The organism is Nocardioides sp. REDSEA-S30_B4 (assembly GCF_001627265.1).
Lineage (GTDB): Bacteria > Actinomycetota > Actinomycetes > Propionibacteriales > Nocardioidaceae > Nocardioides.
In genome coordinates this window covers 40436-53959 of the sequence record NZ_LUPI01000010.1, presented here as the reverse complement: position 1 = coordinate 53959, position 13524 = coordinate 40436, and the positions used below count along the sequence as shown (strand labels likewise).

Here is a 13524-nt window from a genome sequence, read left to right as displayed (position 1 = left end):
AGGGGTCCTACTTCCTGAGCTGGCGTGTGATGCGCAGGTCGTCGACGGCGGACGCGGTCACGAACAGGACCGTGCCGGCCCTCAGCGGCCGGCCGAGCTGGTCGTCGGCGATGAGACGCCTGACGTGCCTCTCGGAGACGCCGAGCCGTTCGGCGGCGGTCTTGGTGTTCACGAGCACCTCGTCGGTTCCTGCGTGGTCATGTGGTTTCGACCATGGGGCGTCTTGGCGGTCGCGGACGTCCGCTGGTCCCGGGTCGGACATGGCAGCGCGGCCGGCGTCTCGCAAGGTGGTGCGAAGCAGTGAGGTGGTGCGCCCCAGACGTGCGCCGACGGTGCGCCGCTCGTGGGACTCGAGCCGATCGAGGCACCGCGCGAGAAGGGCGCAGGCACTGGGCGTGAGGATGATGTTCCCTCCGTCGAGGATGACCGCGAGCCGGTCGACGACTTCGGCTGTCACCTGCCGCCTCCTGGGTGTCCGTGCGCGCAGTGCGGGCAGCAGGGGCGGCCGGGCAGGGGCGCGGTGGTCACTGGTGCTGGTCCTCTCGCTGGCGGCTGGTGAGGGTGGCGCGGTGCGTGACGTGGCCGTCATCAGCGGCGGCCAGGTGCGGGCGGCATTCGAGGCAAGGACGCGGGCGGCCGTCCGGGTGATCGGGCAGCCATCCGCCTTCGCAGTCAGGGCGGTGCGCGGTCTGGTCGCGCTCGGCGTACTCACGTGCGTCGTCGGAGTCCACCGGCCACCAGCTCATTGAGCCGCCCTCGCGTAGGAGGCGGCGGTGCACTTCGGGCACCCGGTGTCCCCGTCGTCGTCGAGCGGGTAGAGGTGTGGGCAGCGCCCCTCGGGCCGCTCGCCACCGCCACCTACTCCCTTCCTCGGCCTGGGGGGCCGGGAAGGGAGGGAGGGCGTGTCGTACACCGTGTCGCGACGCGTTGCGTCACTGTGTACGACACGCTGTTCGTCACGCGTGACGGCTGCTGCTTCCCTGCATCGCTTCGGGTCGCACAGGTCGTGGTTGCCGGCGACGTGACGGCGGTAGCGGCGTGACCGCTGGGCGCTGTTGTCCCTGCGGATCCGCACGTCCTCGCTCGGCTCCTGGTCGCGCCAGTCGATCGACCACGATCGGTCGTCGACCCGCTCCCAGACGCCTGCGGCCTCGAGCTCTTGCGCGTCGGCGACGGGGTCGTCGGCGTCAGAGATCCGGCCGAGCACCGCGGCCGGGAGCCGGCCGTCGGTCAGGTGGCGGTTGCAGTAGACCAGGGCCTCGATGTGCAACAACCGGGCCGATCTCGAGCACAGGAGCAGGTCTGGGCGATCGTTGAAGTCGTCGGCGACCTTGGTGAACGTCATGCCGCCACCCGTGTCTCACGAACGGCGCGTGAGCGGCCGCGGCGGCACCTCCTGCCTAGGCCGACCCCGACACTCTCGGGCGCCCAGATCGCGTGCCCGCAAGCACCGCAGCGCGCGACGAGAGGAGTGTCGGTCGAACGTGGAAGACTGAGTGCGTCGTCGGTGATGGTCGACATCGTGAGCCCGTCCGGAGTGGTCACCGGGCGGGCTCTGTCGTCGTACTCAGGCAGCATCCGGGCCACCTCCGGCCGGGATGGGACGTAGAAGCGCCTCGAGGTCGGCGCGAGCGATTCTGATGGACCTCGAGCCGCGGATGCGATGCGCGGGCAGGAGCCCGCGGGCGATGTAGTTCCTGATGGTGCGATCGGTGACGCCGAGATATGCAGCAGCGTCCTGCTGGCTGAGCCAGGGCCTTCCGGTTGTCATGTGGACCTCTTCGGGGATGCGAAGTTGGTCCGGGCCCTACCGGGAAGGGGCGGTGTCCGCCTGGGCTGACCGGCGCTGCGCGCCTGGCTACTACGAGGGTAGCCCGATCAGACCGGCAGTCACGTCTAAGCGCAGGAAACGGCGCGTCGATCCCGCAGCGGCGACGAGCACCCGCTCATGAACCCTTGCGGCTCCGTGCTGAGGACAATGGACTCCCACAGTGCGGTCGTCCTGGCGCACCACCTCGCCTAGCGGCCACTGACCAGTGTGTCCGAGCAGCGCCAGGCTGATGGTGGTCTCGCCGTCGTCGTTCCAGACCTTGCCCAACTCGCGGGCGCAGACCTTGCTGCGTCCCGTCAGCGCTCCACACCGAAGCTCGACCGCAGTGGCGGGGGCCGCCGTTGCGCCGAATGCATCGCGTCCCTGAGGGTTCCGGCGCCGACGATCGACGCGACCGTCGTGCCCCAACTCCTCCGTGGGAACGTCGTCGCGGGTCACTCGCCCGCCACCTCGACCATTGCAGAGAGACGCCGCGCGATCTCGGCGTCCCGCTCGGCCGCCGCGTGCTGGTAGCGCATCGCGGCCCCGGGCGTGGAGTGCCCTAGCCGGTTCATCAGTTCGGCCAGCGTCGCACCGGTCTGCGCGGCGAGCGTGGCCCCGGTGTGCCGGAGGTCGTGGAACTTCAGGTCGGTGCGGCCTGCGACCCGCCTGGCCTCGTAGTAGCCGGTCCCCTTCCGCTTCACCGCACCGTCCTTGGTCAGGATCGCCTCGCGGCCGTAGAACGCGGTCGAGGACAGGTGATGGACGGCCACCACCTTGCCGTCGGCGTCGTGCTCGATGCGGCCGGGGAACAGCAGTCCGTCCTTCCCGGGGGCGGCGTGCTCGAGGAGGTGCGCGCGCACGGCGGGCAGGAGGTGGGGCGGGATCGCCACGTCACGGACACCGGCCGCCGACTTCGGGGCCTTCACCTTCCTGACCATCCTCGTGGTCCCGTCCTCCTCGGTGGCCTTGACGCGCACGACCCCCCGGCGTACCCGGATCACCCCGGCCTTGGTGTCGACGTCGCCACGGCGCAGCTCGGCCAGCTCGCCGAACCGGAGGGCACACCACGCGGCCAGCAGGATCATCAGCCGACGCCGCTCGGGCATCTCGGCGGCGATGGTCTCGAGCTGGGCCAGGGTCGCGGGGCGCGGGCGGTGCGATCGCTCGACGTTGCCGGCGCCGCGCACCTTCGCGGGGTTGGCGGTCTTGAGCAGCCCGCGGTCGACGGCGGTGCCGAGGATGGTCCGCAGGAGCGAGTAGGCATGGGCCCGCATGGTCGGCCGCTCGATCAGCGTGCGCTCGTACCAGTGGTCGACGTGCTCGTGCGTGATCGAGGTCAAGGCTCGCTCGCCGAACGCCGGCAGGATGTGACGGTCAAGCAGGTCCCGGTAGTGATCGCGGGTGCGATCGGCCAGCGGGCGACCTCGGACCTTGCGACCGGCCAGCCACTGCTCGGCGTACTCACCGAACGTGAGCGCCTGGACCTTCCGTCCGGCCTGCCGCTGCTCGGGCGACTGCCAACCCTCGGGGTCGTTCTCGATCGACTTCATCTCACGGTCGAGCCAGAGCCGCGCGGCCTTCACGTCCTCGAACGTCACCGGGGCCTTGTGGCGCGCACCGTCGGGGCCGGTGAAGCGGACCCGGTAGCGCCCTGAGGGCAGCTTCTCGACGGTGCCGGAGGACGGCCTACCGGTCTTCGGACGGGGCATGAGGGATCCGTTCGTGGACTCAACGTGGACAAAACACACCCTATTCGATTCCGTTGAGTTCCGGTGGATGCCGCGATACTGTGTCGCAACAACGCAGGTCAGAGGCGTGTTTCAGCAGGTCAGTCCAGTACCGACCACCGAGCGAAAAGACTGGTTCAAACCCAGTATCGCCCACCAGCATCCAGGCCCCGGTCCCCCCGACCGGGGCCTGAGTCGTTCCCGGACCATCTGCGGCCGGCGCCGTGGGACGTCATACGGACGGGACGTCCACTGCTGCGGGGTGCATGACGTCCCGGGCGGCGGGCTCCGGTGTCGGTGGTGCGTGGGAGCCTTCGGGGCGTGAAGAGGCTGCCGGGGATCGTCGTCGTCGCGGTGCTCGTCGTGGTGGCCGTCGCCGGCATCAACTCGTGGACCGGCAGCGGACCCGGTCTCGGCGGCACCCCGGCACCAGGCGCACCCGAGGTCGTGCAGCTCTCCCCCACCGAGGCGCTGGCGGCGCTGGAGCGGTTGCCGCGGGTGGAGCGATGGCCCGACGGCCCCGACTACGACCGCGACGCCTTCGGCGAGGCATGGGCCGACGTGGACGGCAACGGCTGCAACCAGCGCGACGACGTGCTGCTGCGCGACGCCGAGCCCGGCACCGTCGAGACCGCACCGCAGGGTGCGTGCAACCACGACGTGCTGGCCGGCACCTGGGTCGACCCCTACACCGGGGCCCGCCTGGTCATGACCGACATGAAGGACCCGGCGCAGGCCCAGGCCGTGCAGATCGACCACGTCGTGCCGCTGGCGGAGGCCTGGCGCTCAGGGGCGAGCGGGTGGAGCGACGCCCGACGCGAGCGCTACGCCAACGACCTGGGCGTGCTGGTCGCCTCCGACGGCGCGGTCAACCAGTCCAAGGGCGACGACGACCCCGCCGCCTGGCTCCCGAAGCAGGAGCTCCAGTGCGACTACGCGCTGACCTGGGTCGCGGTCAAGGACGCCTGGTCGCTGGCCGTGGACGACCCCGAGGCCTCCGCTCTCGCCGGGATGCTCGAGCGCTGCCCGGCCCGGAGGAACGACCCGGTCCGCTGAGTCCCGACCAGCGAGGTCGGTACGCCGTCGCGGACGACGACCTGACCGGCCACCATCACCAACGGCACGGTGGCGTCGTTGCGGTTGACCATCCGTGACAGCCCGCCGTACTGGGCGACCGGCTCCTCGGCGTACTTCTCCAGAGAGGCGTCGAGCCGCTCGGGGTCGACGACGAGCACGTCGGCGCGGTCACCGACGCGCAGGTGCCCGGCGTCGATGTCGTAGAACTCGGCCAGCTCGCCGGTGACCCGGTGCACGGCCTGGGCGACGGTGAGGAACGGACGACCGGCGCGCTCGGCGTCCCGGACGTGCTTGAGCAGCCGGAGACCGAAGTTGTAGAACGCCATGTTGCGCAGGTGCGCGCCGGCGTCGGAGAAGCCCATCTGCACGTGCGGGCTCTGGGCTATCTTCTGCAGGATCCGCGGGCGGTGGTTGGAGATCGTGGTGCGCCAGCGCATCGCCGTGCCGTGCTCGATCACCAGGTCGAGGAACGCGTCGACGGGGTGCAGCCCCCCGCGCTCCAGGCCGACCTGCCCGAAGGACTTGCCGATCACCGAGGCGTCGGGGCACGCGACGATCTCGGCGTCGAAGAAGTCGCGGTGCCACACGCGGGGGCCGTACTTCGACTCGTAGTCCTTGCGGAAGGCGCGCCGGTAGTCCTCGGAGCGGAAGAGCTCCTCACGGGCCGCCTGCTCCTGCAGGTGCAGCGCGGTGGCCCCGGACCCGAACTCCTCGAAGATCACCAGGTCGATGCCGTCGGCGTAGACCTCGAAGGGCACCGGCAGGTGCTGCCAGCGGAAGTCGGCGCCGAGGCGGTTGACGACGCCGCCCAGCAGGTTCATCAGGTGGATGATGAACGGGATCGCCTTGATGTCGGCGGCTGAGAGCAGGCTGGTGCGCAGCGGCTTCTGCTTGCCCCAACCGATCGACCCGAGCGCCTGGGTGACGATGGTGTGCGGGTGGCTGGCGTCGGGTCCGGCCTGCAGCACCCGACCGCGCCGACGCAGGATCGAGCGCAGCGGTCGCATCTCGCGGCCCTTCGCGTACGTCGAGGGCAACGTGCGCGAGCGGCACAGGTCGCCGTCGAGCTTGTCGAAGAGCAGCTGCTGGGCCGACATCCCCACGAACCCGGAGTCCAGCGCGTCGGTGAGCATCTGCTCCATCCGCCGCTGCTCGGCGCGGCTGGGCCGCACCTGCTTGCGGGTCGCCCGGTCCAGCCCCATCACCGCGGTGCGCAGGTCGGAGTGGCCGACGAACGCCGCCAGGTTGGGGCCGAGCGCCCGGCGCTCCAGCGCGGCGACGTACGACGACGGGCCGTCCCAGCCCTCGCCGGACTCGCGGATGCGCTGCAACGCGCCGATGACGTGCTGGCGCGGAATCGCCTCGACCCGGCCGAACAGGTCACCGGCATCGACCGGGTCGACGTGCACCGTCGAGAGCGAGCACGACCCGAGGAGCAGCGTGGTCACCCCGTGCCGCAGCGACTCCGAGAGACCCGGACCCTCGAGGACCTCGACGTCGTAGTGGGTGTGGATGTCCACCATGCCCGGCATCACCCAGCGCCCGGCGGCCTCCACCACCTCGGTGTCGGGCCCTGCCTCGAGGGGGGTCGCGGACACGGCGGCGACGCGGCCGTCGAGGATGCCGAGGTCGCGCACGGCCGGCTCGGCACCCGTGCCGTCGAACCACAGGCCGCCGCGGAAGATGGTGTCGTAGGTCACAGCGCTCACCCGGCGATTCAAGAAGGGTCTTGGTTGCCGGTCAAGGCCCCGGGCCGCGCCTCGGACAGGATCGCCTGTCGATCCTCCGGACAGGCGAACCCGGCCGCGATCATCGCCTCCGTCGCCCGCGCGTACGCCGCGAGGTACTGCTCCGCGGTCCCCCACCGCGACCGCAGCGACTCGACCGGCAGCGGCGTCGTCGACCCGAAGAGCTGGCAGATCAGGGACGCGCCCTCCGGGGCGAACCCGCTGAGCCGCTCGACCGCCGCGTCGACCGCCGGTGTGCGCACGCCACCGAGCACGTTGCCGAGGTCGTCGACGGCGTAGGACTCAGCACCCTTGCCCCCCTCCACCACCAGCGGCTGCGCCGCGGGCGGCGGGGCGCCGTCACGCGCCCACTCCTCCAGCGCACGCAACCCGGCGCGGAGCACGTAGACCTGCTGCCCCCGGTTGACCGGCGTGGGACAGCCGAGCAGGTCCTCGAAGGCGTCGATCTGGAACTTGTCGGCGTGCGCGGTGCCGGCGACCTCCCAGGTCCGCAGCATCGGCCCGTCGAGCTGCCGGGCCGGGAGGGAGCGCATCCGCCCGATCACGTCGGTCTCGGTCTGCACCACCAGGGTCGGCACCAGGTCGTCGGGCAGCCGGCCCGGCCGCTGTGCCAGCACGTCGGCCATCGTGTGCTGCGTCGCCTCCGGCACCCGGCGTGGGATCGACCCGGCGCGGGAGTGCACGAGGTACCCCCCGAACGGCGACTCCAGTCCGTGCACGGACACCAGGTGCCGCGCCAGCATGCAGGCCGACTGCGACTCGCCGACCGCCAGCACCAGGCTGGCCGAGACCAGGTCCCGCACGGCACGGGAGACCTGCACGTAGATGTCGTGGCACCAGGCGTCACCCGGGTGGACGAGGTGGCCGTAGCGCTCCGGGTCCGCGCCGACCAACCCCGGGGCGGCCGGCGGCGCGCCCCCGTCGACGGCCACCGAGCCGGCGCCCCCGGAGACACCGACGACCTGCGCCGAGACACCGGCCCAGGCATGCCCCGCGCGCACCAGCTCCTCAGCGAGGTAGGTCCACTCCGGCGCCGCCTCAGCGCCGGAGCTGACGTTGAGCCACTCCGCGCACAGTGTCCCGCTCGCGGAGGCTGCGGCGGGTCGGCGTACGAGCACCCTGACGGCGTACGCCGCTTCGGCCCCGCTCGGGGACGCGGCCGTTCCCGAGGCGGTCCACTCCTCCTCGTCCCAGCCCGCTGCGGCCAGGTCGAGGGGCGCCCGCGCTCCGTGGAGCCGGTGGTCACCGGCCGGGATCGGCTCGAGATCGGCAGTCCTCACTCCGCGGCAGCCGCCTTCGCCTTGGCCCGCTCCGCCTTGCCGATGGCGTCCTCGACGACCGCGTTCAGCTTGGCGCCGTCGGGCCAGCCGGCGTAGTGGCAGACCATGATGACGATCTCGCGCAGCGCCTGCGCGTCGAGCTCGTCGTTGGCCAGGGCGGCCGGCACCTGGATGCCCAGCACGTCGGCGTACCCCTTGCCGGCCAGCAGGCCGATCAGCAGCAGTCGGCGGTCGCGGTCGGAGAGGCCGGGGCGGTTCCACACGTCACCGAAGAGGTGGTCGGCGGTGTAGCGGAAGAAGTCGCCCTCGCCGTCGGACATCTCGAAGCCGTAGACCTGCTCCATCTTCTCCAGGCCCTTGCGGCGGATCTCGGGGAGACCCTCGAACTTGCTCATGCGTTCTCCTCGCTCACGAGTGCGGAGTGGGGCATGCCCAACCCGGGAGCGAGGCGCTCCAGGGCGAGCCTGGCCAAGGGAGTGTCGACGCCAAGCTCGTCGGCGAGCGCGGTCGCGAAGGTCAGGTCCTTCTCCCCCAGCGCCACCACGTGCTCGAAGACGCCGAACCAGAAGTCGTCGGGCGCGATCGGCGCCGTGGTCTCGCGGTGCATGATCGCGCCGGGGCCACCGGTGACGGCGTCGGTGTGACGGACCACGTCACCCAGCGCCCGCAGGTCCAGCCCGGCCGCCTCGGCGAGGCGCTGGGCCTCCGTGGCGGCGGTGAACGCGACGAAGTGCATCAGGTTGCGGGCCAGCTTGAGCTTCGTGCCCGCACCGATGGCACCGGCGTGGACGACCTTGGTGCTCATCGCGTCGAGCACCGGACGCGCCGCGGCGAAGGCCTCGTCCGAGCCGCCGACGAGGATCGCCAGCGTGCCCTCGGCTGCGCCCATACCGCCGCCGGAGACCGGGGCGTCGAGCACCTTCACCCCGTGCCGTGACGCACTCATCTCCAGCTGGCGCGGGGTGTCGGGTGCGACGGTGGAGTGGACCACGACCGTCAGCCGGTCACCAGCCACGCCGAGCACCTGCCCCATCACGTCGCGGACCTGGTCGTCGTCGCGCACCATCACGCACAGCACGTCGACGCCGGCGGCCAGGTCGGCCACCGACGAGGCCACGTGGGCCCCGGCGGCGGCCAGCTCTTCGAGCGGGACGGTCGCGACGTCGTAGACCCCCAGGTCGATGCCGTCGGCGGCCGCCAGCCGCAGCGCCATCGGCTTGCCGATGTTGCCGAGACCGACGAAGCCGACCTTCACGGGCGCGCTCACCGGCTCACTCCCTGTCCCGGTCACAGTCGGAACGTCTGGCCGCCGTCGACGGCCAGGATCTGCCCGGTCACCCAGGACGCGTCGTCGGAGAGCAGGTAGAGGCAGGCGCCGACCATGTCGTCGACCGAGCCCATCCGCTTCAGCGCCAGGCTGTTGCGCACGATGTCCTTGGCGGCGTCGCCGGCCTGGGTGCGCGTGGCCTGGGTGTCGGTCGGGCCCGGGGCGATCGCGTTGACGCGGATCTTCTGGCCGCCGAGCTCGTGGGCCAGCTGCTGGGTCAGCCCGTTCACGCCGACCTTCGCCAGGCCGTAGAAGCCGGAGTAGAGGTAGGCCGCGGTCGAGGACTGGTTGACGATCGCGCCACCGCCGCGCTTGGCGATCTCGGGGTAGACCGCGCGGGTCATCACCAGCGCGCCGTCCATGTTCACGCTCATGAACTTCTTGTAGTAGTCCCAGTCGACGCTGATCAGCAGGTCGAAGGCCATGTCGCCGTAGATCGCGGCGTTGTTGACCAGCAGGTCGATGCCGCCGTACGCCGCCACGGCCGCCTCCACCATCGCGGCCGCCGACTCGTGGCTGGACACGTCGGTGGACACGAAGATCGCGCGGCCGCCGTCGGCCTCGATCTGCTCGGCGACCTGCTCGCCGGCGTCCGCGTTGAGGTCGGCCACGACGACCGCGGCCCCCTCGGCCGCCAGCGCCTTCGCGTAGGCCTCGCCGATGCCCTGCGCCGCGCCGGTGACGACGGCGACCTTGTCCTGGAATCTCATTGCTGGCTCTCTCACTGTCTCTGTGGTTCTGACTGGGTTTCGAGACGCGTCGCGCGTCCCTCGCAAGCTCGGTCAGCGCCGACGCTCCTCAACCTTCGACCTCGTCCCTGGGCGTTCGCAGGCTCACGCCCAGGCGGTCTCAGGCGGGGAAGGCGAGGGTCTTCGTCTCGAGGTACTCCTCGAAGCCGGCGACACCCATCTCCCGGCCCAGGCCGGACTGCTTGTAGCCGCCGAAGGGTGCGTCGGGGCTGAACCACACGCCGCCGTTGACGGCGATGGTGCCGGTGCGGATGCGGTGCGCGACCGCCGTGGCGCGCTCGAGGTCGCCACCGGTGACCGAGCCGGAGAGACCGAACTCGGAGTCGTTGGCGATCCGGACCGCGTCGTCGTCGCCGTCGTGGGGGATGACGACGAGGACGGGTCCGAAGATCTCCTCCTGCGCCAGGCGCGAGGAGTTGTCCAGCCCCGCGATGACGGTCGGCTCGACCCAGAACCCGCCGGCCAGGTCGCCCTCCTTGACCTGGACCCTGCCACCGGTGGCGAACGTCCCGCCCTCCTCCTCGGCCAGCCGGAGGTACGCCTCGACGCGGTCCCGTTGAACCTTCGAGATCACCGGGCCGCAGATCGCCGAGGGGTCCGCGGGGTCGGCGGTGCCGATCGCGGCCATCGTGTCCGCGGCGGACTGCACGGCCTCGTCGTACTTCTCGCGCGGCACCACGAGCCGCGTGGTGAGCGCGCACCCCTGTCCGGCGTGGATGCACACCGTGAAGGCGGTGCCCGCCGCTGCCGCGGCCACGTCGGTGTCGTCCAGCACGATCGAGGCGGACTTGCCGCCCAGCTCGAGGAAGACCTTCTTCAACGTCGGGGCCGCCGCGGCCATGATCGCCCGGCCGGTGTTCGTCGAGCCGGTGAAGGAGACCATGTCGACGCGGGGGTCGGAGGTCAGCTGGGAGGCCACCTCGTTGGAGCGCGGCGTCACGACGTTGAGCACGCCGGCCGGCATGTCGGTCCGCTCGGCGACGAGGCGCCCGAGCTCGGCCGCGATCCAGGGGGTGTCCGGAGCCGGCTTGAGCACCACGGTGCAGCCGGCCGCGAGCGCGGGGCCGATCTTGGCGAGGTTGATCTGGGTCGGCACGTTCCAGGGCGAGATCGCCGCGACCACGCCGACCGGTTCGCGCCGCACCGTGCGCCGCGTGGGGATGCCCATCGGCTGCGCCTCCCCGAGGTCGGTCTCGAACTCGTAGGACTCCAGCAGGTCGGTGACCCACCGCAGCCCCTCGACCGGGACGTCGAAGCCGGCGGCCGTCATCATGAACCCGGGCATGCCGACCTCGGCGGTGGTCAGCGCCTTGAACTCCTCGGCCTCCTCGGTCAGCGCCGCGTGCAGCTGGCGCAGGCAGCGCACCCGCAGGTCGCGGTCGGTGGCCCACGCGGACTCGTCGAAGGCGCGGCGGGCCGCGGCGATCGCGGCGTCGACGTCGGCGTCGGTGCTGTCGGGGGCCACGCCGATCTCCTGGCCGGTGGCCGGGTCGAGGATCGGGTACGTCGCGCCGTCGGAGGCCCCGGTGAGCTTGCCGTCCACCAGCTGCTGGGCCGGCGGCAACGAGATCGTCAGGCGGCTCATGCCTGGGCCTCCGTCGCGGCCTCGGTGATGTACTCCCCCGCCTCGACCGGCGGCGGCCACACCGTCGAGGGCATGTCCTTGTAGTGGTAGTGCCCGGGGACACCGTGGCCGGCGACCGACATCCGCTTGAGCAGGGTGTCGGGGGCCTTGTCGGCCTTGATGATCTCCATGAACGTGTGCGCCGTCGACGGCATGTCGAACCAGTCGCGCTGCCAGGCGATCCTGACCAGGCCCTCGTCCGGTCCCGGCCCCTGGCGCTCGATCCCGAACCACGAGCCACCGATGCCGAGGATCTCGTACTCCTGGCCGGTCGCGTCGTCGGTGATGCCCGACTTCTGCTTCCAGAAGCCGACCACCATGCCCTTCTGCTCGTCCATGACCGCGCACTGGTAGTCGTAGTGCCAGCCGTCCAGGCCGTCCATCTCGATGCCGATCGCCCAGTCGCGGATCTGGTCGCGCCCGACGGCCATGAAGTGCTCGTCGGGGGCGTACATCCAGCCGTACGTCGCGTCCTGGGCGTACATCTCGGCCATCACGCGCCAGTCGCCGGAGCGCTCGGCCTCGCGGTTGACGTCGAGCCACTCGGCCCAGAAGGCCTCCATCTCAGCCCTGGTCAGGTCACTCATCAGTCCTCTTCCTGGTTCTCTTCGATGCTCAGCGCGAACGCCGGGCAGTACGTCACGGCCGACTCGACCTGCGGGCGCAGGGAGTCCTCGGGGTGCTCGTCCAGGACCTCGACCACGTCGGCGTCCTCGTCGAAGCCGAAGACGTCGGGCGCCTCGGCCTGGCACATCTGGTGGCCCTGGCAGATGTCGCGGTCCGCGACGACCTTGAACCCCATCAGCCGTCGGCCTTCGCGCGACGGCGGTAGCGCGCCCGGCAGGCGCGCTGGAGCTGGATGACCATCTTGGAGTAGTCGTCGCGGTAGGTCTCGGACGGCTGGACGAGCTCGAACTCGAAGTCGCGCAGCAGCACCGAGAAGATCGCCTTGATCTGCATCATCGCGAACGCGTTGCCCACGCAGCGGTGCTTGCCGGCACCGAAGGGGATCCAGGTCCAGCGGTTCTGCAGGTCGGCCTGGCGACCGTCGAGGTAGCGGCCGGGGTCGAAGACGTCCGGGTCGGGGAAGTCCTCGGCCAGCCGGTTGGACACGCGGGGCGACGCGGCGACGATCGTGCCGGGCGGGATCAGGTGGCCGGCGAGCTCGATCTCCTCCTGGACCTGACGCATCAGGATGATCAGCGGCGGGTGCAGGCGCAGGGTCTCCTTGATCACCGACTCCAGTTGCGGGATCGAGCGCAGCGCCTGGAAGGAGATCTCCGAGCCATCGGCGTACAGCTCGTCGAGCTCGGTGACGACCTTCGCCATCCAGTCCGGGTGGCGCATCAGCTCGATGAGCGTCCAGGCCGACGTGCCCGAGGAGGTGTGGTGCCCCGCGAAGAGCATCGAGATGAAGACGCCGGTGATGTAGTCGGCGCTCATGTCCAGCGAGATGAGGACGTCGAGGAGGTCGCGCTCCTCCCGCGCCACCTTCCCTCGCTGCTTGCGGCGGTCGATGATGTCCTGCACGAGCGCGACGAGCGTCTCGCGGGAGCGGTCGCGGATCTCGAAGGACTCCACGCCCTCCATGTAGGGGTCGACGTAGGCCAGCGCGTCGGTGCCGCGCTCCAGGCCGTGGTAGGCCTCGGCGAAGCGGGCGTCGATCTCCTCGCGGAACGGCAGCCCCACCAGGCAGGCGGCGGTGTTGTAGATCGTCAGCTCGGCGAAGAAGTCGAGCAGGTCGACCTCGCCCTCGTCACCCCACTCCGCGACCATCCGGTTGATCTCGTGCTCGATGGTGGTGGCGTGACCGCGCATCTGGTCGCCGCGAAGCGCCTGGTTCTTCAGCGCCTGCTGGCGCTCCTCGGGCGAGGCGTCGAAGACCACGCCCTGCCCGAAGATCGGCGTCATGAAGGGGTACGCCGCCGCCTGGTCGAGCGTGGAGTCCGGAGCCTTGAAGAACTGCTCGTTGACCTCGGCGCCGGTGACCATCACGACGTCCTTGTCGACCAGCCGGAAGCGACCGATCTCGCCGCACTCGGCGTGGACGCGGTCGAGCAGGGCGACCGGGTCGGTGCGCAGCTCGGCCAGGTGGCCCCAGTCGTTGTCGTCCGGGACCGCGATGGACACCTCCGGGATGTCGGCGATCGCGTCGGGGCGCTCGTGGGTGACGGTCATG

At 71.1% G+C, this 13524-nt stretch carries 14 protein-coding genes and 1 pseudogene; 1 reads left to right on the top strand and 14 read right to left on the bottom strand.

Annotated features, from left to right (window positions below; all coding sequences use genetic code 11):
* Window positions 1–7: 7 nt before the first annotated feature.
* The 5 genes from A6R01_RS03565 to A6R01_RS03550 all read right to left on the bottom strand — a co-directional run bounded on the left by A6R01_RS03565 (window position 8) and on the right by A6R01_RS03550 (window position 3522).
* Complete coding sequence (locus tag A6R01_RS03565) at window positions 8–172, bottom strand: hypothetical protein (protein WP_292603652.1); 165 nt, start codon at window positions 170–172, stop codon at window positions 8–10.
* 352 nt (window positions 173–524) lie between these two features.
* Window positions 525–731 (bottom strand): hypothetical protein, encoded by a 207-nt coding sequence (locus A6R01_RS03560; protein WP_292603650.1) that lies wholly within the window; start codon window positions 729–731, stop codon window positions 525–527.
* 11 nt (window positions 732–742) lie between these two features.
* Window positions 743–1345 (bottom strand): hypothetical protein, encoded by a 603-nt coding sequence (locus A6R01_RS03555; RefSeq protein WP_292603648.1) that lies wholly within the window; start codon window positions 1343–1345, stop codon window positions 743–745.
* A gap of 222 nt (window positions 1346–1567) precedes the next feature.
* Window positions 1568–1771 carry a helix-turn-helix domain-containing protein gene (locus A6R01_RS18230; RefSeq protein WP_366925085.1) on the bottom strand — a complete coding sequence of 68 codons (204 nt, stop codon included), beginning with the start codon at window positions 1769–1771 and terminating at the stop codon, window positions 1568–1570.
* A 494-nt stretch (window positions 1772–2265) separates the two neighbouring features.
* Window positions 2266–3522 (bottom strand): site-specific integrase, encoded by a 1257-nt coding sequence (locus A6R01_RS03550; protein ID WP_292603646.1) that lies wholly within the window; start codon window positions 3520–3522, stop codon window positions 2266–2268.
* Window positions 3523–4248: 726 nt separating this feature from the next.
* Between A6R01_RS03550 and A6R01_RS03545 the strand changes: the two are divergent.
* Window positions 4249–4488, top strand: a pseudogene (locus A6R01_RS03545) (HNH endonuclease family protein); the annotation flags it as partial.
* On the opposite strand, the gene A6R01_RS03540 reads toward A6R01_RS03545, so the two are convergent.
* The 9 genes from A6R01_RS03540 to A6R01_RS03500 form a co-directional block, all read right to left on the bottom strand.
* On the bottom strand, window positions 4473–6326 hold the full coding sequence (locus tag A6R01_RS03540; protein WP_292603644.1) for an amidohydrolase family protein: 1854 nt from the start codon (window positions 6324–6326) through the stop codon (window positions 4473–4475). The pseudogene A6R01_RS03545 and the gene A6R01_RS03540 sit on opposite strands and share 16 nt — an antisense overlap.
* An 8-nt stretch (window positions 6327–6334) precedes the next feature.
* Window positions 6335–7645: an alpha/beta hydrolase domain-containing protein gene (locus A6R01_RS03535; protein ID WP_292603642.1), complete on the bottom strand. Its 1311-nt coding sequence runs from the start codon at window positions 7643–7645 to the stop codon at window positions 6335–6337.
* On the bottom strand, window positions 7642–8040 hold the full coding sequence (locus tag A6R01_RS03530) for a carboxymuconolactone decarboxylase family protein (protein WP_292603640.1): 399 nt from the start codon (window positions 8038–8040) through the stop codon (window positions 7642–7644). Before A6R01_RS03530 ends, A6R01_RS03535 begins: the two co-directional genes overlap by 4 nt.
* Window positions 8037–8912 (bottom strand): NAD(P)-dependent oxidoreductase, encoded by an 876-nt coding sequence (locus A6R01_RS03525; protein ID WP_292603638.1) that lies wholly within the window; start codon window positions 8910–8912, stop codon window positions 8037–8039. Before A6R01_RS03525 ends, A6R01_RS03530 begins: the two co-directional genes overlap by 4 nt.
* Before the next feature lie 20 nt (window positions 8913–8932).
* A complete protein-coding gene (locus A6R01_RS03520; protein ID WP_292603636.1) occupies window positions 8933–9682 on the bottom strand; it encodes an SDR family oxidoreductase in 750 nt (249 codons plus the stop codon).
* A gap of 139 nt (window positions 9683–9821) precedes the next feature.
* Window positions 9822–11306, bottom strand: a complete 1485-nt coding sequence (locus A6R01_RS03515) for an aldehyde dehydrogenase (RefSeq protein WP_292603634.1) — start codon at window positions 11304–11306, stop codon at window positions 9822–9824.
* Entirely contained in the window at window positions 11303–11932 is a 630-nt protein-coding gene (locus A6R01_RS03510; protein ID WP_292603631.1) for a hypothetical protein, read from the bottom strand. The genes A6R01_RS03515 and A6R01_RS03510 overlap by 4 nt, the downstream gene beginning before the upstream one ends.
* A complete protein-coding gene (locus A6R01_RS03505; protein WP_292603629.1) occupies window positions 11932–12147 on the bottom strand; it encodes a ferredoxin in 216 nt (71 codons plus the stop codon). The genes A6R01_RS03510 and A6R01_RS03505 overlap by 1 nt, the downstream gene beginning before the upstream one ends.
* Window positions 12147–13523 (bottom strand): cytochrome P450, encoded by a 1377-nt coding sequence (locus tag A6R01_RS03500; protein ID WP_292603627.1) that lies wholly within the window; start codon window positions 13521–13523, stop codon window positions 12147–12149. The genes A6R01_RS03505 and A6R01_RS03500 overlap by 1 nt, the downstream gene beginning before the upstream one ends.
* Between the last annotated feature and the right edge of the window lies 1 nt (window position 13524).